We start from the raw sequence: 20,272 nt of genomic DNA on the forward strand, positions 1-20,272 counted from the left end.
TTAGTAGCGCCGGCGAATAAAAAGCCCGGCGAGCACTGATATTGTGACCGTTACGGTTAGAAGAATGAAGGCGAGGGCAGCCCCAAGAGGCCAGTTTGCTTTGTTCAAGATTTCTGTCACGATCATTGGAGCCATCATGCGGAACGATGGACCGCCGAGAAGTACTGGCGTGGCATATGCATTCATTGTCAGAATGAACGACAACACCGAAGCGGCAAGAAGTCCGGGCATAATTTGTGGCATTCTCACGAGCATAAAGCTCTGTAACGGTGACGCGCCGAGGCTAGCTGCTGCGTAGTCAATATTCTCATCCAGGCCCTCGAAGACACTTTGTAGAGTGAGAACTACATAGGGGAGATTGACTGCAGTTATGCCAATAAAAACGGCAGTTGGCGTCTGCATGATCGTCAGTGGTGTAGAAATGATACCAATCTTCATAAGAAGAAAATTTAACACACCCGTCTGACCAAAAGCCACCATCCATCCAGCAGCACGAACAGCGTTCGAGATAAAGAGTGGTAGGATAATAGCCATAAGAAGCAACGTTTTGAGACTGCCGCTTTGGCGTGAAATCCAGTTTGCCAGAGGTAAACTGAGTATGATGCAGACTGCGGTAACTGAACTTGCCATGAGTAATGTCGTACCCATGCCTTTCAGGTAATATGTATCGGTAACGAACGTTGCAAAGTTCGCTATAGTAAAGCCCTGCACCATGAACTCACCGGGCACAAAGTCATTAAAACTATAACGCAACAGATAAAGCAGCGGCAGGGCCATAAATAGGAGGACCAGCCCGGTCGCAGGCATAAGAAGTGCGGCGGCGGAAAAAGAGTTTTTTTGCATGGCTATACCGAGAAAGCTGGAGCTGTACCTGTCTGGCCGGAGCCAGACAGGATGTGGCGAGAATCAGGCCTTGAACTCTTTGTTCCACCAGTTTTGCAGATCAGCGTCGGTTTTTGCGACGTACTCAAGATCGGGCAATACAAATTGGTCGCGTTGCTCCGCTGTGTAATCAACGGCTGATGCAAGTTCCGCTGGCAACTTCACTTCGGCATTTGTCGGCGCATACCCCATCTGCTCAGCAAATGCCGTTTGCGGTACTTCTTCAAGCATGGCGTTCAAATACTGATATGCAGCTTCCTTGTTCGGCGCGTTCTTCGGAACGGTCATATCCGACAAATAAAGGCCAATGCCTTCTTTCGGAATGGCAATTTCGATATCGATGCCAGCATTTTTCCACATGTAACCGCGCGCATTCCACATGATGCACATCACGATTTCACCAGACTTCAACGCTTGTGCGAGAGCCTCATTGGTCGGGTATATTTTTACACCCTGCTTTTTCAGCTCCAGCAATTTGGCTTTGCCGGGTTCGTAATCCGACGCGCTACCACCTGCAATCATGGCAGCAGATTCAATTGTCGTCTGATACTGCAGATCGATCACGCCCACACGACCAGCATATTTTGGATCCCACAAGTCTGCGTAAGACGTGGGGGCAGGGCTCACCTGCTTTGGATTGTAGAGAATGACACGACCCGTATAGATATGCGGGATAGAGTAATTGGTGCGAATGAATGGAAGAACCTTGCTCAGATTGGGAACCTTAGTTTCATCCAGTTCTTCAGTCAGCCCGTTCTGAAACATCTCAAAGCTGCCCTGACGGGTGAGGCAAGCGATGTCCATTGATCCGCGTGGCAAACGACGCTCGGCCAGAAGTTTTGCCTTGCGCACTGTATCAGTTGCAGGATCATAAATGACCTGTGTTCCACTGCCTTTCAGATTGCCATCAGCAATATTGATCTGCTGGAGATTCTGATAATCTCCGCCCCAAGTACCAACGACAACGCGTCCTGCGGCTTTAGCAAAAGAAGGCATCATTGTAGAGGCCAGAAGGCTGCCGGAAAGAATTCCAAAAGTACGTCTGCTTATTTTTGTCATATTAATTCCCCTTTTTATCGTCGGTGGATCACTCCCAGAGGTCTGCTGCCTCATTTGGGCATGAGAGACTAAAACAACACGACGTCCTCCGGCGCGATGCTCATTGTTATCGAGTTTTCAGGAGTAAGATGAATACCTGCCTCATTGAGTTCGCGCGGTGAAGAAACGGCCGTCAGATGCTGACCGTCGCTTAGCATGAGGTCAATTTCGACCATGCCGCCGAGGAACACATGTTTTTTAATAGTAACTGTCTGACTATTTTGCGCGGAAGGTAAGGGTGCTTTGCTTAGACTGAGTGCCTCTGGTCGGATAAGCACCTCGGTTGCAGTTTTGGAACTAAGAGCTGCATGAAACCGCACGCCGCCATCAGTCGTAAAAATCCCATTGTCCGTTGTTTGTCCGGTCAGGAAATTCGCCCGACCGATAAAATCAGCAACAAAGCGGTTTGCAGGCTGCTTATACAACTGTTCCGCATTGCCGATCTGTTCAATCACACCTGAACGCATCAGTACCAACCGGTCACCAACCGACATGGCCTCTTCCTGATCGTGAGTCACCATAATTGTCGTGATACCAAGTGTTTTTTGCAGGCTGCGAAGCTCATCACGGACTTGCAGACGCAAACGAGCATCCAGATTGGATAAGGGCTCATCGAGAAGCAGCATATCCGGCCGAATTGCGATAGCGCGAGCAATGGCGACACGCTGTTGCTGACCGCCGGATAATTGTTTGGGTAAGCGGTCCATCAAGTGCCCAAGATCTACAAGCTCAAGAGCGTGCTGTACGCGGGTTTTCAGTTCTGGTTCTGCGACTTTTCTGCGGCGAAGGCCAAAGGCAACATTTTCGAAAATACTCAGATGCGGGAAAAGCGCATAGTTCTGAAACACCAGACCGATATTACGTCGATGCGGAGGCTCGTAAGTGATTTCCCTGCTGCCCAAGCGCATGGTTCCGGCATCTGGTTCGATAAAGCCAGCCAGCATGCGCAAAGTTGTCGTCTTGCCACAACCTGATGGTCCCAAAAAGATAAGGAACTCGCCCTCATGAACGTCAAGCGTCATGTCGGATACGGCCCGGAAAGCCCCGTAGGTTTTGGTCAGTCCCTGAATTTGAACGTCAGCCATCAGACCATCCTCGAAATATTTACAAAGCGGTTGGAAATCATCAGCATCAGCGCCACAAAAAGCACTTGCAGAACAGAAACGGCAGCGATCGTTGGATCAATCTTCCATTCCAGATACTGCATCATCGCAACCGGAAGCGTCACTTGTCCTGGAGCAGAGAGGAAAATTGATACCTCAAGATTGCCGAAACTGACGACGAACGAGAACACGGCCGCTGCAAAAATCCCTGGCTTGATAAGTGGCAGCGTTACAAGCCAGACAACAGTTGATGGTTTGGCACCAAGGGAAGCCGCAGCCTCCTCAACTGTCATGTTTACACCTTCGAGCGAGGCCAGAAGCAAGCGAATGCACCACGGAATTGTCAGCAAAACATGCCCGGCCACAAAGACACCCGTCGAACCGACAATCGGGGCTCCAGAGGCAATTTCGATTTCAACTACAGTGACATAGAGTGCCGCACCAATGACGATTGCTGGCACCGTAAGAGGTGACATTAAAAGTTGGATCAATGCACTTCGACCGCGAAAACTGCGCCGAATAATCACAATTGCCGCAGGAACTGAAACCAGAAGGCCAGCAAACATTGCAAAGCTAGCGACAGCGATAGAAAGCAGGAAGCCACTGAAAAACTGGGGCTGGCGAAAGGCTTCCGAAAACCAGTGGAGCGAGTAGCCTTCAACCGGCAATGACAGTATCTCGTTCGAGATCACAGAGAGCCAGAACACCAGCACAAGGGGCAGAAGCATCAGCACAAGGCTGAATGCTATCATTGTTGCTGCTCCCAATCGTCCCAGGCGTTCTGAAAGAGAATTGCCTCGGACCATGTGACTTACTCCGCCAGAGCGTTTTTATGAAAGACGCCGCCCTTCATGATTGCAATCAAGCACTCGTCATGACGTTCTAACGTGGTGATATCCTCAAGCGGATTCCCATCTACAATCAAAAGGTCCGCATAGGCGCCTGGCATGATCACCCCAACTTCGTCTTCCATGCCACAGAGCTTTGCCGAAACTCTGGTCGCTGAATGCAGCACTTCGCGGTTCGTCAGAACGCTTGCGCGTAAGGAAAATTCCATCGACTGGTATTTGTGAAGTTGGCCGAGCAAATCGGACCCGAATGCCATTGGAAGACCGGCATCACGCATAATCGCCAACGACTCTAGTCCACCACGACGTACCGTATCAATCTTGGATTGGGAATCTTCACTCAGACCGAAGCTTGCGCCTTCCAACGCTAGCCCTTCATAGGCAACGAGTGTTGGGCAGGCGATTGCACCAGCTTCGGCAGCCAGTCGTGCAGTCTCAGGCGTTATGAGGTTGCAATGTTCCAATGACTTGACACCGCATTCGACAGCACGGCGAATAGAGGCATCTGAATAGGTGTGCGCGGCAACATAAAGCCCGTAATTCTCGGCTTCTTCAACAATGGCGCAAATTTCTTCGCGCGAATATTGCAGTACGTGAATGGGGTCGTTAGGCGATGCGACACCGCCATTGGCCATGATTTTGATAAACTGTGCACCATTTTTGATTTCTTCGCGTGCGGCGCGACGCACTTCATCTACGCCATCTGCAATGCGACCCAGACTTCCCAGCCGGGCTTCATGTAAGGGACGATTGTCGTAGCGCTTACGGTAATCACCATGGCCGACTGTTTGGCTTAATGCTTTACCACATATAACGAGGCGAGGGGCCTCAACGGCGCCTTCGTCGACAGCAAGTTTCAAGCCAAGATCAGCGCCAGCCAGGTCGCGCAGAGTTGTAAATCCGCGCATCAGCATATCACGCATGATCTTGGCGCTACGCAGAGCTATAAGAGATGTCGGTAAAGCGGCGTTTTCGGCGAGATCAACGAGCGTTGCTGCTACGTGCACGTGTGCATCAACGAGGCCTGGCATCAATGTGCGGCCTGCCAAGTCAATTCTTTGCGCGTCAGGAGCGTCAATTCGCTGGTCACTAACTGTTACGATGCGATCGCCTTCGACCAGTACTTCCAAGCCGGATTTAAGTGCGCCGCTATCAACATCAAGAATCTGACCGCCGAAAAACACATAACTCGTCATCGTTCATTCCCCATAATGCGCCAGTTTCGGCGCTTGTATACAGTAAGTATATTGCCCTCATCCTTGCACGGGGGTTTCGGTTTGTCCACATAAAAACAGGTCAGTTTGTTTTTATGTTGAAAACTCGCCTATACCTCTGTTTTAACATAGATTTAAATGGATGTTGTTCGTTGCATATGTTGATTTTAGATGCAGTTCGCTTAATATCGAGGCAGTAATTTAATCTGTAATTATTTGTAGAGACGTCATCCCATGAACAGCTCCGCTAAGCCGATCAGGGCGCGAAATTCAGCGCAATTGAGTAGAAAAACGCAGGCGGAGCGCTCGTTATCGACGCGGTCAAGAGTGTGCCAAGCCACCCTCGAGGCGCTTGCCGAAGTTGGTCATGGACTCATTTCAACAGCTATGATTGCTCAAAAGGCACAAGTTTCGCGTGGTGCGCTGACGCACCAGTTCCCTTCGCGCAATGATCTTCTCGTGGCAGCTCTTCGACAGCTTCATGAAGACTGGGAGATAGTTCATCCTGTTGCGTCTAATCCAGATGAGACACGATATTCCCTATCTGAACTCACTGAAACGCTATGGCTAAACATCTTTGCAGACAAACGATACATTGCTGCAATTGAATTGATGCTGGCGGCACGATTGGATAACGAACTGGGTCAGCGATTGCGTGATGAAATGAAGCGATGGGTTAATATACGTGACTTACGCGTATCTAAACTGGTAGGTTTTGAGCCTGAGAACCAAACGGATACTCTAAAGCTTCATCTCATTTTATCAGTGCTGCGCGGCATCGCTGTTCATCAGAGTTTTGATCCGGATGTCGATACCAGTAGAAAGCTAGTCGATCTTTGGAAAAATATGTTGAATGAAATAGTGGATAATGCTAACTGATTTTCGATTATTTCAGACAATTTGTCTGGTTAGAATCTGATCAATATAACTATTTAAAACAATAGTATAACATCTGCATTATCTTAATGCAGATCTGCTCCATTTTCATTCGAAATTTAGTAGTCACCTTGTGTCGAATAGTAAAAATAGATCAGGTTTTAAGGCTTTTCCTTAGGATGAAAATTCGGACAACCCAATGGATCAAGACGTTTTTGTGCAGCTTACCCGCTGCTGCTATCCTATGCTGGACAATGGCAAATCTAAAGAGCGAAACAGTACATTCTTCTTCAGATCTCTTGTCTGTGGGGTTTGGCTAGCCAGTTAAATGGATATATCAGGACTTCGCGCTCAATATGGGTCTTTTTTCTTTAGTGCTAGTGTCTGTCTATAATGCTCTGCCAGTTTTAAAAAATCTGTCTGCCGTCAAAATGATTTGAAGTAGTTTTGTAAATCATTGCAGGCGTGGCGTGCTCATCTCTCCGGTAATCGGAATGATATTTCCACTGTTTGTCTCCGTTTCATAACGTCATTGCTCGAGTGTTTCCACACAGAAGCTCCGCTTTGAAATTGGGTTGAGCCAGCAATTTGTTGCACTGTCACTTCGAACGCCATCTGTTATGACTTCATTTAAAAGCCATGTTCCGTCCTTTTGATAGACCACGGTTCTGTCGCCATCTGGCCAGACATACACTTCTAATCTGACCTGATGACGCTGTTCCTTTAATTGTCCAGCTGCCTGATAAAAAGGAAACTCGCGGCATATCTTGTCAGAAGACACAGATCCGCGGTCATCCTGAACGCGACAGCGAACACGGTTATGGGGATAACGCCCGTTACTCCAGTCATCGAGCAGCTTCCGGTTTAACTGACAAGCCTGCTTAATATTGTCCATGCAACCCATGTCGTATGCGCGCGAGGCCTCCGATCCAATTCCAATTGGATTTTGGGTGTCGTCATACATGTTTCCCGGAAGGATTAATTTGGGAGCGCCAGTCTCACCAAGATGATTGAGTGTATCCAGGAGAATATTTCCGTACTTGATACAGGCTTCGCCATCTGTGGTTTTTACAAACGAATGAAAGCATCCACTTTGATAGGCAATCACTGCTTCCTGCGGATTGGGCTCAACACCAAGGCCGGATGCGTGGATATTACCTGCCAGTTTGCAGGCATAGGGTGACAGTCCAAGATCTTCGGCACCACAGGCAAATTCTGACCAGCGAAGCGCATCGGCATATTGGATTTTCTGCGCCAGTGCGAATTTGGCTGCATTATAACAGATGCTGACATCCCTCGGTCTTCTGACTGCATTCTTGATCTGATACTCGCAAGTTCTTGCGTAAACATCTGCTGCGTTGGCGTTATCCCCGCTGGAAGCAAGAGTATCTGCTAAGGTAAGACATGTGCTTGCAGGGCTATCATCAAAGCGACAACCGGTGCGAAGGGCTGACAAAAGCGCTTCTTTATCTTCATTGTCTGGCGATCGATTCTGGGATTTCTCGGCTATAAGTGAAGCCAGTGCCTGGCAGCCGTTGACATTTTCACCCTTACAAGCTTCAGAAAGCATAACTTCAATACGGGACGGCTGATTATCTTCCTCCAGTGACTTATAGGCTGTAACGGCAGCACTACAAGCCTGTGGTCCATCGGAGGTTCTGTCGGTCATGCATTTCGCAACAAGAGCGCCGTAAATCTCGCGTTGAGCGGGTTTTGCTCCACTAAGCTCAGGGTCGAGAGCCGCCGCCAATCCATCACAAACGCTGTCTTTCTCAGATTGGTGCGCACATAAATCGTTCGCCCTTGCTGCTGCTCTGCTTCGGGCTTCGGCAGGCCAGTGATCGCCCAGCCTGGTTTGGGCGGCACAGGCTGATGGATCACCAGCAGTGCAGCCTCTTTCCAGAAAGCTTTTCGCTTTTTCAATTCTTGTGTCGCCAGTTGCCGAAATTTTTGTAGTTTGTAGAAAATCACGGTATTTCAGATAACCGGGCTTACATTGAGGGACGTTGGGTTTAGCAGGGCCTGGAGTACAGAATTCCTCGACAAAAGATCCCAGCGCGTAATTTTCATCCGCCGTTGCGGAGGCGTAGCCTTTACGCGCCTGAACAACCTGTGCGAAGGTGTCCTCAAGTTCTTCACATGCCCAGGTAATGCTGGTTCTGCATGCGATCAGCATGGCAGCAAAATTCGATGCCGCCTGAATGAGTGTCGGTGTCTTATAAGGTGCTGTACCACGCGCTAATAAGATGCAGCTCACAGCCTGTCGTGCATCGCAGCCAGGCTTTGCAAGTTCCAAAACAACAAGATCGTCAGGATTGCGGGTTCCGCCGTCAACGGCACGAAACTGCGCATTTTCCAATGTGTTTTCAGCACGATTGATCGCAAGTTTACAGCCAAGCACATTCCCGCCCATGCACCCCATAAGGGCATAATGGGTAACAGTTGCAGGCAAGGTTCCGTTTGGATCGTCCGCGTCGTAGATCACTTCAGCGTAGCGACTACAGGCTTCTGAAGCTCCCAAATCACAGGCTTGCTTTAAAACAGCTGCATCGGTCGTTTGCACTCCCTTACGCATCAAATCGTGAGCTGCGGCCAGACGTTCGGCGTCGGAAGCAAAGCGTCCGCTTTCTCCTTCTGAAAACGTGTTTTCGGCTTTCAGCATCGCTTCAGCAAATTCTGCACCGGTTGAGCATTGGCTGGTCGTGGGAATGCCATCTGCTTGCCGCAGTATCGCTTCACTCGCGCGCGTATTGAGCAAGCCAAGGGACAGTGCATAATTTCCATTGCTCATTCGGTAGGCGGCCATGGAAGCGCGGAATTTTTCAAGAGCCGATGCTTCTTTATTCAAAGCGGCGACCGAGCTTGTTTCAACTGCAATCAGGTGGCAGGTGTTTGGAGGAGCCAGAAAGCTCTGGCCGTTCACTGCGCGCTTTTCAAAGTCGCAGAAATTAAAGACCTGGTCGATTGGCAAAAAACCCGTGGCACGTTGAAGCCCGGTTCCGGTGGCATAATTGACTGCAAAATAAGGCTTATTGTCTGATCCAAAGGTGATGTCTTCCAGTTGGATTTCATCTCTGGAACTAAGCGAATGCTGAGCTGACTTTCCGGGACTGGCGCTTACCTGTGCGGGTGCGCAAACATGTCTGATGCCGAGCGGCTGATGAGGTTGCAAACCATCTGAACGAACAGGACCGCTTATCGTCAACACGGCTAAAAGCGATGCTGACAGGAATACAATACCGTTTTTGATCAAGCTACCGCTCACCATTCTGCAGTTCATTAAACCCCGCAACAGTTTTCGCCCTTATTCTCTTTATAATCGAAGCCTTGCACAACGCTGACGTTCACATCTTCGACAGCGATACATTGAACCGTGAAAACACCGCGCCCTTGCTCGCCACCGCTGACAATAATCGGCTGTTGCGGAAACTGCTGCAAACTAACCAAAAAACTGGCTGCTCTGGTTGAGCTTTCGACACTGATCAGCAGTTTTCTATATCAAGTGCGTGGCTTGGAGTTCGTTCGACGTGATAAGTAAGACTGAAGTCAGATTCTTGCGCGCAAAGCTGTACGATTGATGTGATCAAGCATGTTACTGTGATCGCCAAAACGTCTACATTCTTCATACAAAATTCCGCGCTGAACGATAAATGTGTAATACCGAAACCTATTATCTTTCTAACGTTTTACATCCGCCAATTAGAAGGTTCGATATCAAAATTGTATCAGTGAATTTTAGTTTGAATGCAGTGATCAGATGACGACTGCGAAAACTGATCTTGACCTTTATAGTCGGTTAGTCGAGCAGTTTGGCACATATGGCAAAAGTGCATTTGCCATATGTGCCGGAGTTATACCTATTTACTGGCGTTAAGTGTGGAGTTACGTTGATTACGTTGCAGATTGACCGTAATTCTACGCTCAAGTGTACGTATAGGAACTGACCGGGTCAAAAAGCAACCATCTAGTAGCAGTTACAATCGTTCGCAAATGCCTAAAGAAAGCGAACTCAGGCAAATCCTTGGCCATTTTTCTTTGATAATTTCGCTCTGATGTTAAACATCAGCTGGCACTACAGTCCTATTTCCTTTCGCATGGTCTCTAAGCGTTCCATGGCGATAACACCGTCTATGATGTTTGGTGCCGGTGTATCTTCGCCCATTAGCGCCGGAACGACATCGGCCAGCAGCGAATGATAGCCCTTCGGATCTTCGTTCGCAGCTGCAGTGAAGTTAGGCTTCCAAGTCAGTGAATCGCATTCGCTTGATAGCGTTGCTTTGGGATCATCTATCTTGAATGCAGGATTGCGATGCCAGCGCACATCAATGACATTATCTACCTCGATACGCTGATGATCTCCCATTAGCTCAATGCGCTCGACGGGTGTTCCACGCGATTGCATAGTCCCCATGGCAATGCTGCCCATAGCTCCACATTCAAAGTCGAAAGCCGCGTGAATAAGCAGCTTGCCCGGTTGTTTTTCGACTTTCTTGGCTGTCAGTTTTCGAACAGGGGAAACCAAGTGGGAGACGAGGTCCATATAATGGACGCAGTGGTGCAGGAAGAAACCGGTGTAATCGACGTTGCCCGCGAAATAACCGGGAGCCGTCATATAATAGCCCGTCAGCCCGAGAACGTCGCCGAATTGACCCGACCGTATGATATTTGAAGCAATTTTGTTTCCGACAGAATAGCGCTTCATGAAACCGAGCAGCAGTGGCTTTTTCGTTTTCTCGGAAGCTTTGAGAAGTTCTCGCGCGCCTTCGGCCGATCCAGAAGGTGGCTTTTCCATGAATACAGGTAGGCCGCGTTCCAGTGCGGCTTTACCAAAGGCAAGATGCTGATCAGGGCCGACAGCCATGCCAATTGCATCAAGACCGGGTGTGTTGAGCAGGGTTTCAACATCATTTGTAAGTGCGCGTACCCCGAACTGTCGTCCGGCATTTGCTAGCCGTACCGGGTCGACATCGCAGAGTGCGGCAATCTCCACATCATAGCGAACAAGCTGAGGAAGCAACATTTGGGTTGCGTGGATGCCGCAACCAATCCAACCAATTTTGAGGGTCATCGACGATATTCCGTGAGAAGGAGGTGGCTTTTCATGAAGGCAGTGCTGGCTGCTAAACGATCACTTTCGTCCTCGTGCGGGGCGCGCCACTGCGCAAAAGGAACGCCGTAACGATCATCCTGACGGCGGAAAGGTTCAAGCGAAATCGGGCCTGTATAACCGATCTCGTGTAGTGCGCGACAAACCGCTACCCAGTCTGTTGCGCCCGTGCCAGGAAAGCCGCGGTGATTTTCGTTAGCCTGAAAATGCACGACCAGATCGCCTGCAAGCCTGATTGCTTCTGGAATTGAGCTTTCTTCCATGTGCATATGGAAAGTGTCGAGCATCAGCTTGATTGCTGGTTGATCAACTGCATCTAACAGTTCGATTGCTTGTTGCGTCGTGCAAAGAACGTCGCTTTCAAAACGATTAAGCGGTTCGACTGCGAGCAGAATATCGCTTCCGTGAGCATATTCCCCTGCAATTTTCAGGGCTTTTACGCAGCTATCTTTGCGGCGCAAGCGCTCATCTTCTGAAACGGGCTGAGGAGGGCGGCCAGCAAATACGAGGGGGTTCCCGGTCAGCGGCCCGCCGACAACCTGCGCGCCGAGTGAATGGGCGCAATCGACAGTGTATTTGAGATAATCGACGCCGCCCTGATAGGCGTTGTTGTCAGCAGACGAGATGTTACGTTCAAGATTAACGCGTGCCGCAAGCACGACGCCAAGTCCTGCGTCATCAAGTGCTTTGCGTGTTTCTTTCAGGTCGAGTTCGCCGGGTTCAGGCACCAGCAACTCCACAAACTCAAATCCGTGTTTACGCATTTTATGGAACAGCGGAAAATGCTCGGCCGTGAAGGGGCGTGCATATTGCATTGAAATCAACCCTATGGGGTTCATGATATTTCCTCGATTGCTTGAAGAATTATTAGGGAACGGAGGTGTCAGCCTTTGACTGCCCCCTGTGTGAGGCCGCCGATAAGGCGTTTTTGAACGAGCAGGAAAAGAATGGTTGCGGGCATAGCGCCGACAACAGCACCGGCTGCCAGCAATCCCCATTCGATCTGGTATTCACCGATCAAGGTTTGGATCGCGACTGTAACGGGGCGCACATTTCTGCCACCAAGTGTGAGCGCATAGAGATATTCGTTCCATGCCGTGATGAAGATGTAGATGCCGGTAGAAATAATACCCGGCATCATCAGCGGAATGATCACTCGGCGCAGCGCAGCAAGACGCGAGCAACCATCGATCATCGCAGCTTCGTCAAGACTTTTGGGAATAGCCGCAACGTAGCTTGTTAGCATCCAGACCGAAAAGGGAATTGCGACCGTGGCGTTTGCGAGAATAAGCCCGAAATAGGTGTCCAGAATGCCGTATTTCCGCATGAGAATAAAAAGTGGTAGAATTAGCAGCACGATTGGGAACATGTTGATGAGCAGAAACTGCATCATGAACAATTTGCGCCCGATAAAGCGGAAACGCGATAGCGCATAGGCTGCTGTTACTGAAACCGCCAGGCCCAACACTACTGTACCAACTGCTATGACGAGGCTGTCGAGCATGTTTTTGTAGAACTGGGCTTTGTTAAAAAGTCGCTCGTAATTATCGAGGCTCCAGCCTGATGGTGACAGGGATACACCGCTCGCTGATAGCTGCTCAGTCGGTGTGAGCGATGTCAAAACCATCCATGCGAATGGGGCTAAGGCGAATAATACGATACAGGCGACTGGCAGGTCGGTGGTTAATACGCGTTTGAGCGTGCTTTGACGTTTCATTTTTCCACCTCACGCATTGTACGGGCAAGATAAAGAACAACCAGAACTCCGAGCAGCAGCGTGAAGGTGACAGCGATTGCTGTGCCATAGCCGAAATCGAGATTTTGTCGCGCTTTTACGAATGCATAGAGGGGGAGGGTGTAGGTTGAGTAACCGGGACCGCCACCTGTCATGACGAAGATCACGTCCATCGAATTCGCAACCCAGATCACTCTGAGCAATCCAGCTGTTGCCAAAACCGGAGCGATGCCGGGCAGTGTTACGTTTACGAATTGGCGCCATGGCGAAGCACCATCGATGGATGCCGCCTCATACTGGCTTTTGGGAATGCCCTGTAAGCCTGCGAGGATCATGATCGCAAAGAACGGGAAGCCCTGCCATGTCAGTGTGGCAATGATTGCATAGAGGGCGATGTTTGGATCGGCCAGCCATGGAACTGCCTGGCTTACGACCGACAGATTGAGCAATATGTCATTGAGAACGCCAGTATTAGGATCGTAAATCCACCGCCACATGAGTGCTATGACGACACTTGGCAATGCCCATGGAATTATTATCAGTGCGCGGGCCAAACCTCGCCATGGGAATTCCCTGTTGAGCAAGAGGGCGGTTATCAGTCCCAGCCCCATCTGTAGTGGTACAGTCAGCCCGATCCAGATACATGTGTTCCAGAATGCAGTCCAAAATACCGGGTCCTGCAACAACTTGACGTAGTTGCCGAGTCCAACAAATGCTGTTGCTTTTGGTTTGAAAAGTAGCAGGTCGTAAAAGCTTGTCCAAACTGCCTGCACCATAGGCAGGAAGACGATCACCAGCGTCACGATAACGGCAGGGCTAAGCAACCAGTAAGGCAGCAGTGTTTTGCTTCTGCGGCGAAGGCGCGTCGGTGCGCGGGAAGCGGAGGGCAAAGCGGACATAGGTTATCTATCCATGCTGATGAAAGAACTGGATTTCGACGGCATTTTTCGATGGGAGGCATGACAGCACACTTGTTTGCCACCATGCTAACTCCGCGAACTATTCGTCTAATTTTGGAAAAGCTTTTCCAGTTCCTGCATCATCTGTTCGGAGGTGATTTGCCCAGCGAGTGCGCGTTGCATCGCAATTTGCCACGCCGTGTTCACGAATTCTGATGTACCTTCGTTTTGTGGTAGTACATGCGCGAAGGGCAGGGACTCGACTGTAGCATCAACGAACCGGCGATCATGAAGCTTCCAGTCTTTTGAGCCACTCTTTGTGACCGTCATCTGGCCGGTTGCGCTGTTAAAGGAAACATTATTTTCGCCTTCTGCAAGGAAGGATATCCATTTCCATGCAGCGTCTTTCACTTCTGAGGACGAGAAAATCGCAAGCGATTCATCGCCATAGGAGGTCCAGCGATTACCGCTGCATTCAGGTACAGGAACTGCTGATACCTTATCTCCGAGTGCAGAGACGAGATCCTTAGATGAGCCAACATGGTGGATCGTCATAGCAGTTTTACCGGTTTTGAAAGCTGAAATGATCTCCTGAAATCCATCATTAGGGGCGGATGGAGGAATGACTTTGTCTTTCTGGAAAAGATCGATCACCCATTGATTGGCTGCCACGGCAGATGGGGTTGTCAATCCTCCGGGTTTAACCTCACCGCCTTGTGAAAGAACGAAGGCACCCCATTGATCCCATCCACCTTTGCCTCCACGAAGGCCGAAGCCGTAACGATTTGGAGCGTCTGTCAGCTTGATTGCGGCGTTGCGGAAGTCGTCACAGGTTTTAGGAGGCTCCAAGCCAGCTTCCTTGAAGAGATCAGCACGATAATAAAGATAAAGAACGACATACTGAATAGGCAGATAATATTGGTTGCCGTCTGCTGCTTTGTTCAGTTCCAGCAGATTATCGAGCAGGTCATTTTTTCCGGCCCAGCCATCGATCCGTTCGCCTAGCGGTTCAAGTGCTTCCATTTCCGTCAGACGTGGCTGCGCGAACAGTTTGACCATTGCAGCATCGGGCGCGCTGCCGCCAATGATCGACGTGTAGAGATTATCATAATAGCTGTTCCACGGAATATTTTCCGCTTCAATTTTAATTTCCGGATTTGCTTTTTCAAACTTGGAAACCAATTCCGACATCGGATTTTCCGGATTGTCAAAATGATACCAGAAGCGGACGGTCTCAGCGGATTGCGCGGAAATTGTGAGTGCAGTGGTAAATGCCGCACTAAGCATAATAGATTTAAACATTTCAACTCCTCCCAGTTGTTTAAAAGGCCCCTTCTGTTCAGGCCATTCGGCTTAATGCCGTTGCCGCATCCTCCAACGCTGCTTCAGCTGCCGTTAGTTCATTCGTGTACTGCAGAAAGCCATGCACAACGCCTTCTGTGATGGCTAATTCGTCTTTGCGCCCAATTTTCAAAAGTCGCTCGTGCAACAAAATCGTATCGGAAAAGAGGGGGTCGATGCCTGCCGCTGTAAGATAGAGCGGCGGCATTTTTTCTAGGGCTGCATCTTTGGCTTGAAGCGGGCAGGCCAGCGGATGTGAAACAATGTCTTGTCCACCCGCATACCAGTTCCAATAACGCTTCATTCTGTCGGTGGTCAGTCCGGGACCATTGATGAATGCCTGATACGATGGGGTGTCAAAATCCATGGCATAGTTGCCATAAAAGAGCAGGGCGCCTTTAGGCAGTGCATAATTGTTTTCTGCCTCATGCAGCATTGCTGAAAGTGCTAAATTTGCGCCAGCAGAATCGCCTGCTATATAAACGGGGCCAACCAGACCCTCTAATTTTCCATCGATCAATGCCCGCATGGCACCGATGACATCATGAAGGCCTGCCGGGAAGGGGTTCTCCGGGGCCAGTCTGTAATCAGGCAAAACCGCAGTTAAGCGGGTCTTTTCTGCAAGCACGCGTGCGCAGCGTTCATGTGTTTTGGGACTACAAAACGCGAAGCCGCCACCATGAACGAAAAGAATGCTTCCTGGCTTTTTGTTGTGAGGCTCCAGAACAAGCAATGGAGTTTCCTGTGAGCCGACAGATGGGTTCGCAGCTAGATGTATTGAACGCACATCCTGCATTTCTGGAAGATTGATATTCCAGCGCTGGTTGTTTTTTTCCGCCAATGCGCGCCCTTCTGCTGATGGAAGCATCGTTGGATCAGGAGTACCAGCGAACTCGATTGCGATTTCTTCGAGAAGAGTCCGCATTTTTGGCAATAGTTCTTGTTTGATGGTATTTCTCATGAAGAGCTGCCCTCTTCAGGGAATATCGCGGGCCCAAAATCGACAATTGTCGCAATGTGATGACGCATAGCAGTCATTGCGGCCTCAGTGTCGGCAGCTTGAATCGCATCAATGATTGAGCAATGACGCAGTGCTGTTCCACGGAGATCGCGCGTACTGCCACTTTGTGAAATTTTGAAGCGATGATTATGTACAAGGCAACGATGCAAAATGGGGTTCAGAGCGGGCAAGTCAGCTTCGTCGAAAATGCATCTGTGAAAATCACGATCAATTGCAGCCAGACGATATTCATCTTCTTGATCGGCTGCTTGCAGCATCCCGTCCAGCATTCCTTTAAGATCATCCGTCAGCTTCTTGGAGCGACGCATCATGACGCGTGGGATCCCATTACATTCAATGGAGTTACGTAGACGAAACATTTCAACAGCTTCGTCCGGTGTGCATAGAGAAACCTGTGTTCCCCTATGGCCCTGTCGGAGAACGAGGCCTTCTTCCTGCAACTGAAGCAGCGCTTCACGCACGGGTCCCTGACTGCATTGAAAATGTGCAGCGATTTCCAGCTCTGTCAGATTGATCCCGGCAGGCAATGTACCAAGCATAATATCTCGCTTCAGCGCCTCAAATACGACTGCTGCCTTCGGAGGTCTGCTCTGAACGAGTTTGGGTGAAAAATATGCCACGCCGATACCTGCGCCTTCTTGCCTAACGCTTCAATTATCATTATTGATAATAATATCGATAATAGACGTCAAGCAAAAACTCTGGGAGGAGCAAGCATGATCGCCATCACGTTGGAGCGTATCCAGAAGACTTATGGCACCCATAAAGTCATTCACGATCTCGACTTTCGTATCGAGAGTGGAGAGTTTGTTGTTCTGGTCGGTCCCTCCGGTTGTGGCAAATCTACTTTGCTCAGAATGATCGCTGGTCTGGAGGATATATCGGGTGGCGAGCTGAAGTTTGGCGATGCTATCGTCAATGAGCTGTCGCCTTCAGAGCGTAACATTGCCATGGTTTTTCAGGACTACGCGCTCTATCCGCACATGAGTGTGGAGGAGAATATGGCTTTTGGACTCAAGATGCGTGGCTCCAATGACAACGACGTATCATCGCGCATTGGAACGGTGGCGGAGACGCTGAAAATTGGTGAATTTCTCGCCCGGCGCCCTGCACAACTTTCGGGTGGTCAACGTCAGCGCGTCGCTATGGGGCGCGCCATTGTGAGAGAACCCAATGCGTTTTTGTTCGATGAGCCACTGTCGAACCTTGATGCAGCTTTGCGTGTTGAAATGCGGTTGGAAATCGCAAAACTGCACCGGAAGATTAAAGCAACCACCGTTTACGTGACGCATGATCAGGTCGAGGCGATGACACTTGCTGATCGAATTGTGGTTATGAACAAGGGTAATGTCGAACAGATTGGCAAACCGCTCGATATTTACCGCAAGCCTGCTAGTCTCTTCGTTGCACAATTCATCGGTAGCCCAACCATGAACGCTCTTCCTGCGGCAGTTCGACAAAATAGCGAAGAGAATCTTGTGCTTTCTTGCATGGATAGAGATGTCTCTCTCGGCTTACAAAACACGCAGCTTAGCCTTCAGGATCACGTCACGCTTGGCGTTCGGCCTGAAGACCTGTCAGCTTGTTCTGCGCAGGAAGCGTGGTTCAGTGGTGAGCTTGCTGTGGTTGAACGATTGGGCAGTCAGATGTTCGGCTATATCGAAATTGGCCACGCTAAAATGCTGACTGTCGAGTTCCCGCGTGATAGCGAGTTGGAGCTAGGGCAACGGGTGCACGTCAAAGGAGACGAAAGCCGCGTGCATCTCTTCGACAGTAAAACAGGTAGAAGGATTTAGGCTGTGGTGCGGTTGCATCACCTGCTAAAAGCGAAGTGATGGCCACATATGGGAAAATGTGATTTTTACAATATGTGCCATTTGTAATCACCACTAAGGGGCCGGTAGCGGGCGTAGATCTCGCCCGCGCCCCATAGTAGCTTCTATTGCATCGCTGGCCTCCAAAAGAGGACAGTTCGCTCCCGACCCCGTTCCAGTCATTCGAAATGATCAGTCATGCATTTTCAGATAATAAAATCTGCTTCACTTCTGACTAGTGTTTTTCCTCTTTTGGAGTTCAATAAAAGGCAATAAATCGCCGTATTGATAACGAATGGCTTTACCCACTTTTCGGTAAGGTGGATTCTCAATGCCCTGCACCCGCCGGTTAGCTAACGTTTTTGGGCTTAAACCCAAGAACTAGCGGCTTGCTCAGACGTCACCAGATGGTTAAGCTCATAGTTTGTTGAGAGACGGACGTTCTCGAGGACTGTCAGTGTGCGGCGCGAGAAAGCTTAATGACATATTATATTTTCGAACGAAGTGTTCCGTGAGCCTGAGATAGAGCTGCTCAAGGCTAGGCTGCTCATTTTTCTTCTTAGGCTTTTTCGCCATTTATTTTAGCTCACATGACAATAGACAGCGTTCGATCACGAATGTGGACGGAATTCGTTGCTAACAGAACAATGAGAATAGTCGAGTTTGACAACGCAGAAATTGTGAAGTGTTGATCGCGACTATGTGCAGCTCCGGACGAGTATGATGGTTCTCGAGCGTTTTTCTACAGGATCTTATGCTGCTAGTTAAGGCAATTTTGCCGAGCAGATTACGTTTCGCGAAGGTGATTGCTATTTGATTGCTAGCATCTTTGTGGTGAAAACGAAAAATAGCTCAATCATGGATTTTATGGTGCCGCTTAGCAGACTCGAACTGCTGACCCCATCATTACGAATGATGTGCTCTACCAACTGAGCTAAAGCGGCCCGGAACCATAGTTCCAAACTCCCGAAGGAATGTCGATCAGTTTGTGACCGAACGGTGCGCTGATAACCAAAAGCAGGATGGAAAGCAAGGTCCAAAACACATATTCTTCACGTTTGTTAGAGCCAATTTGAAACAAAGCCGCCAGTGTTCGCGATTGGAGGCTTTGTTATCTTCATGGATTGTAATTATGCGCCTTGGCAGATCCGGCTGCGCGCTTGCTCGTATTCCTGAGCCAGCCGGTAAATCAGCTGTGCTGCCGGTGCGATTTCCTTAATCGCGCCGATACCCTGTCCGCAGCCCCAAATATCTTTCCATGCTTTTGTGCCGTCCTGATGGGCCTTGTCGAAGTCCATCTTGGATGGATCCGCTTCTGGTAGGTGATCAGGATCCAGGCCGGATTTAGCGATTGACGGCTTCAGGTAATTGCCAGCAATTCCAGTAAAGTAGTTGGAATAGACAATATCAGAAGCGTTCGAATCGACAATCATCTGCTTGTAATCTTCGGATGCGCGAGCTTCAGTCGTCGCGATGAATGGCGAGCCAATATAAGCAAGATCTGCGCCCATGGCCTGTGCCGCCAGAATAGCGCCACCATTGGCGATTGCACCGGAAAGGAGCAAGGGGCCATCGAACCATTCGCGAATTTCTTGAACGAGTGCAAAAGGTGAGAGAGCGCCTGCATGACCACCAGCGCCTGCAGCAACGGCAATAAGGCCGTCAGCACCTTTGCGGATCGCCGAGTTGGCATGTCTGTTGTTGATGACGTCATGCAGCACGATACCGCCGTAAGAATGGATCGCGGCATTGACCTCGGGCACGGCACCGAGTGAGGAAATCACGATTGGGACTTTGTATTTCACGCAGAGGCCAAGGTCGTGCTCGAGCCGTCTGTTGGAACGATGCACAATTTGATTAACTGCAAACGGAGCGGCTGGGCGTTCGGGGTTCGCAGCATTGTAGGTGGCAAGTTCTTCAGTAATCTCGGCGAGCCACTCATCGAGCTGTGCCTCGGGGCGCGCATTCAGCGCTGGAAATGAGCCGACTACGCCTGCCTTGCATTGCGCCAGCACCAAAGCCGGATTGGAAATGATAAACAGTGGCGCTCCGACCACGGGAATGCGCAGCCTGTTTTTCAAAATATCCGGCAATGCCATTTTATCCTCCAAAAATTGACGTTTCCGTAAACGTAATATTTTTAGCACGGCTTTTGCGAACAGCAACATGAAAAATCTTAGGAGAAAACACGGCAGTATGAGAGCTTATGAGCAGGCTGTTTTTATAAAGGTCGGGGGAAAATGAGCCTTAAAGTTAATATTTGGTATATTTGACAGTTCTTGCGGGTAGCCAAAATGGGTCCAGAACAGGTAAATGCCTTGATTCAGACGTTAA

17 protein-coding genes and 1 tRNA gene are annotated in these 20,272 nt (G+C 49.6%); 2 read left to right on the top strand and 16 right to left on the bottom strand.

Going from position 1 to position 20,272, the window contains the following annotated elements:
• The 5 genes from CEV32_RS02840 to CEV32_RS02860 form a co-directional block, all read right to left on the bottom strand.
• Window positions 1–843, bottom strand: a complete 843-nt coding sequence (locus CEV32_RS02840; protein WP_235818697.1) for an ABC transporter permease — start codon at window positions 841–843, stop codon at window positions 1–3.
• 63 nt (window positions 844–906) lie between these two features.
• Complete coding sequence (locus tag CEV32_RS02845) at window positions 907–1,941, bottom strand: ABC transporter substrate-binding protein (RefSeq protein WP_094573953.1); 1,035 nt, start codon at window positions 1,939–1,941, stop codon at window positions 907–909.
• Window positions 1,942–2,009: 68 nt separating this feature from the next.
• Window positions 2,010–3,065 carry an ABC transporter ATP-binding protein gene (locus CEV32_RS02850; RefSeq protein ID WP_094573955.1) on the bottom strand — a complete coding sequence of 352 codons (1,056 nt, stop codon included), beginning with the start codon at window positions 3,063–3,065 and terminating at the stop codon, window positions 2,010–2,012.
• Complete coding sequence (locus CEV32_RS02855; protein WP_094573957.1) at window positions 3,065–3,835, bottom strand: ABC transporter permease; 771 nt, start codon at window positions 3,833–3,835, stop codon at window positions 3,065–3,067. The genes CEV32_RS02850 and CEV32_RS02855 overlap by 1 nt, the downstream gene beginning before the upstream one ends.
• 59 nt (window positions 3,836–3,894) lie before the next feature.
• On the bottom strand, window positions 3,895–5,127 hold the full coding sequence (locus CEV32_RS02860; protein WP_094573959.1) for a metal-dependent hydrolase family protein: 1,233 nt from the start codon (window positions 5,125–5,127) through the stop codon (window positions 3,895–3,897).
• A gap of 252 nt (window positions 5,128–5,379) precedes the next feature.
• On the opposite strand from CEV32_RS02860, the gene CEV32_RS02865 reads away from it, so the two are divergent.
• Window positions 5,380–6,024, top strand: coding sequence for a TetR/AcrR family transcriptional regulator (locus CEV32_RS02865; protein ID WP_094573961.1), 645 nt, complete (start codon window positions 5,380–5,382; stop codon window positions 6,022–6,024).
• Window positions 6,025–6,550: 526 nt separating this feature from the next.
• Here CEV32_RS02865 and CEV32_RS02870 read toward each other — a convergent pair.
• From CEV32_RS02870 to CEV32_RS02905, 9 genes are all read right to left on the bottom strand, one after another.
• Window positions 6,551–8,944, bottom strand: coding sequence for a sel1 repeat family protein (locus CEV32_RS02870; RefSeq protein WP_143128782.1), 2,394 nt, complete (start codon window positions 8,942–8,944; stop codon window positions 6,551–6,553).
• 356 nt (window positions 8,945–9,300) lie between these two features.
• Window positions 9,301–9,510, bottom strand: coding sequence for a DUF6180 family protein (locus CEV32_RS24065; protein ID WP_374882759.1), 210 nt, complete (start codon window positions 9,508–9,510; stop codon window positions 9,301–9,303).
• Between the two features lie 583 nt (window positions 9,511–10,093).
• Window positions 10,094–11,089, bottom strand: coding sequence for a Gfo/Idh/MocA family protein (locus CEV32_RS02875; RefSeq protein ID WP_094573966.1), 996 nt, complete (start codon window positions 11,087–11,089; stop codon window positions 10,094–10,096).
• The gene (locus tag CEV32_RS02880; RefSeq protein ID WP_094573969.1) at window positions 11,086–11,967 is read right to left on the bottom strand and encodes a sugar phosphate isomerase/epimerase family protein; all 882 of its coding nucleotides are present in this window, start codon (window positions 11,965–11,967) and stop codon (window positions 11,086–11,088) included. Before CEV32_RS02880 ends, CEV32_RS02875 begins: the two co-directional genes overlap by 4 nt.
• A 44-nt stretch (window positions 11,968–12,011) precedes the next feature.
• The gene (locus CEV32_RS02885; protein WP_094573971.1) at window positions 12,012–12,845 is read right to left on the bottom strand and encodes a carbohydrate ABC transporter permease; all 834 of its coding nucleotides are present in this window, start codon (window positions 12,843–12,845) and stop codon (window positions 12,012–12,014) included.
• The gene (locus CEV32_RS02890; RefSeq protein ID WP_094573973.1) at window positions 12,842–13,762 is read right to left on the bottom strand and encodes a carbohydrate ABC transporter permease; all 921 of its coding nucleotides are present in this window, start codon (window positions 13,760–13,762) and stop codon (window positions 12,842–12,844) included. Before CEV32_RS02890 ends, CEV32_RS02885 begins: the two co-directional genes overlap by 4 nt.
• A gap of 108 nt (window positions 13,763–13,870) precedes the next feature.
• Window positions 13,871–15,064, bottom strand: coding sequence for an ABC transporter substrate-binding protein (locus CEV32_RS02895; protein WP_208620790.1), 1,194 nt, complete (start codon window positions 15,062–15,064; stop codon window positions 13,871–13,873).
• Window positions 15,065–15,101: 37 nt separating this feature from the next.
• A complete protein-coding gene (locus CEV32_RS02900) occupies window positions 15,102–15,944 on the bottom strand; it encodes an alpha/beta hydrolase (protein ID WP_235818698.1) in 843 nt (280 codons plus the stop codon).
• Window positions 15,945–16,060: 116 nt separating this feature from the next.
• Window positions 16,061–16,744, bottom strand: a complete 684-nt coding sequence (locus CEV32_RS02905) for a GntR family transcriptional regulator (RefSeq protein WP_094573977.1) — start codon at window positions 16,742–16,744, stop codon at window positions 16,061–16,063.
• A 96-nt stretch (window positions 16,745–16,840) separates the two neighbouring features.
• Here CEV32_RS02905 and CEV32_RS02910 point away from each other — a divergent pair, with 96 nt between their 5' ends.
• On the top strand, window positions 16,841–17,920 hold the full coding sequence (locus CEV32_RS02910) for an ABC transporter ATP-binding protein (RefSeq protein ID WP_094573979.1): 1,080 nt from the start codon (window positions 16,841–16,843) through the stop codon (window positions 17,918–17,920).
• Window positions 17,921–18,806: 886 nt separating this feature from the next.
• Here the strand turns inward: CEV32_RS02910 and CEV32_RS02915 are convergent.
• A tRNA-Thr gene (locus CEV32_RS02915) sits at window positions 18,807–18,882 on the bottom strand.
• A gap of 186 nt (window positions 18,883–19,068) precedes the next feature.
• Window positions 19,069–20,037 (bottom strand): NAD(P)H-dependent flavin oxidoreductase, encoded by a 969-nt coding sequence (locus CEV32_RS02920; RefSeq protein ID WP_094573981.1) that lies wholly within the window; start codon window positions 20,035–20,037, stop codon window positions 19,069–19,071.
• Window positions 20,038–20,272: the final 235 nt, after the last annotated feature.

Source organism: Brucella rhizosphaerae, from assembly GCF_002252475.1.
Taxonomy (GTDB): domain Bacteria; phylum Pseudomonadota; class Alphaproteobacteria; order Rhizobiales; family Rhizobiaceae; genus Brucella; species Brucella rhizosphaerae.

Bases quoted from the DNA above. Each gene is read 5' to 3' on its own strand.
- CEV32_RS02880 (WP_094573969.1), bottom strand. From the start codon at position 11,967: ATGAACCCCATAGGGTTGATTTCAATGCAATATGCACGCCCCTTCACG.
- CEV32_RS02855 (WP_094573957.1), bottom strand. From the start codon at position 3,835: ATGATAGCATTCAGCCTTGTGCTGATGCTTCTGCCCCTTGTGCTGGTG.
- CEV32_RS02890 (WP_094573973.1), bottom strand. From the start codon at position 13,762: ATGTCCGCTTTGCCCTCCGCTTCCCGCGCACCGACGCGCCTTCGCCGC.
- CEV32_RS02875 (WP_094573966.1), bottom strand. From the start codon at position 11,089: ATGACCCTCAAAATTGGTTGGATTGGTTGCGGCATCCACGCAACCCAA.
- CEV32_RS02865 (WP_094573961.1), top strand. From the start codon at position 5,380: ATGAACAGCTCCGCTAAGCCGATCAGGGCGCGAAATTCAGCGCAATTG.
- CEV32_RS02850 (WP_094573955.1), bottom strand. From the start codon at position 3,065: ATGGCTGACGTTCAAATTCAGGGACTGACCAAAACCTACGGGGCTTTC.
- CEV32_RS02860 (WP_094573959.1), bottom strand. From the start codon at position 5,127: ATGACGAGTTATGTGTTTTTCGGCGGTCAGATTCTTGATGTTGATAGC.
- CEV32_RS02885 (WP_094573971.1), bottom strand. From the start codon at position 12,845: ATGAAACGTCAAAGCACGCTCAAACGCGTATTAACCACCGACCTGCCA.
- CEV32_RS02910 (WP_094573979.1), top strand. From the start codon at position 16,841: ATGATCGCCATCACGTTGGAGCGTATCCAGAAGACTTATGGCACCCAT.
- CEV32_RS02845 (WP_094573953.1), bottom strand. From the start codon at position 1,941: ATGACAAAAATAAGCAGACGTACTTTTGGAATTCTTTCCGGCAGCCTT.
- CEV32_RS02840 (WP_235818697.1), bottom strand. From the start codon at position 843: ATGCAAAAAAACTCTTTTTCCGCCGCCGCACTTCTTATGCCTGCGACC.
- CEV32_RS02895 (WP_208620790.1), bottom strand. From the start codon at position 15,064: ATGTTTAAATCTATTATGCTTAGTGCGGCATTTACCACTGCACTCACA.
- CEV32_RS02920 (WP_094573981.1), bottom strand. From the start codon at position 20,037: ATGGCATTGCCGGATATTTTGAAAAACAGGCTGCGCATTCCCGTGGTC.